The sequence below is a fragment of the Faecalibacterium sp. An77 genome, assembly GCF_002161315.1.
Taxonomy (GTDB): Bacteria; Bacillota; Clostridia; order Oscillospirales; family Ruminococcaceae; genus Faecalibacterium.
This window is the reverse complement of sequence record NZ_NFHK01000112.1, coordinates 1-622: the sequence shown is the minus strand read 5'-3', so window position 1 is coordinate 622 and position 622 is coordinate 1. Positions and strand designations below refer to the sequence as shown.

Genomic DNA, 622 nt, shown 5'->3' with positions numbered 1-622 from the left:
CAGAAATCCGCGGATCAATGCTTATTTGCAGCTCCCCGCAGCTTATCGCAGCTTATCACGTCTTTCTTCGGCTCCCAGTGCCAAGGCATTCGCCCTGCGCCCTTCTTCGCTTGACCATTCGCAATCTTTCGATTGCTCTTTTAAGCCTCTTATACTCTAATTGCCAACAAGATCGTTTTCCCTTCCGTTTGAAACTGTAGTTTCTTCTTTAGAAGTTTTACTTTCTCGTTTCGCAGTTATTATTCAGTTCTCAAGGTACATCTTTGGCGGTCTTTAGACCGCGTGGTGGGCCAAAATGGACTCGAACCATCGACCTCACGATTATCAGTCGTGTGCTCTAGCCAGCTGAGCTATTGGCCCATAAGTGGTGGAGATTAAGGGAATCGAACCCTTGACCCCCTGCTTGCAAAGCAGGTGCTCTCCCAGCTGAGCTAAACCCCCACAATCTCTGAGGTTCCCTTTTACAGGGCCCTCAAAATTGAACAATATCGATCTCTTGTTTACGTCACCGACTGACACGAACTTCTTCGAAGTTCCGTCAGCCAGACTCCCTAGAAAGGAGGTGATCCAGCCGCAGGTTCTCCTACGGCTACCTTGTTACGACTTCACCCCAATCACCAGT

The 622-nt window shown here is 48.9% G+C and carries 2 tRNA genes and 2 rRNA genes; all 4 read right to left on the bottom strand.

Annotation, left to right across the window (positions count from 1 at the left end):
• A 23S ribosomal RNA gene (locus tag B5G28_RS14285) occupies nt 1-116 on the bottom strand; the annotation flags it as partial.
• 167 nt (nt 117-283) lie between these two features.
• Nucleotides 284-360, bottom strand: a tRNA-Ile gene (locus tag B5G28_RS14280).
• Between the two features lie 5 nt (nt 361-365).
• Nucleotides 366-441 (bottom strand) — tRNA-Ala (locus tag B5G28_RS14275).
• Between the two features lie 114 nt (nt 442-555).
• Nucleotides 556-622 (bottom strand): 16S ribosomal RNA (locus B5G28_RS14270); the annotation flags it as partial.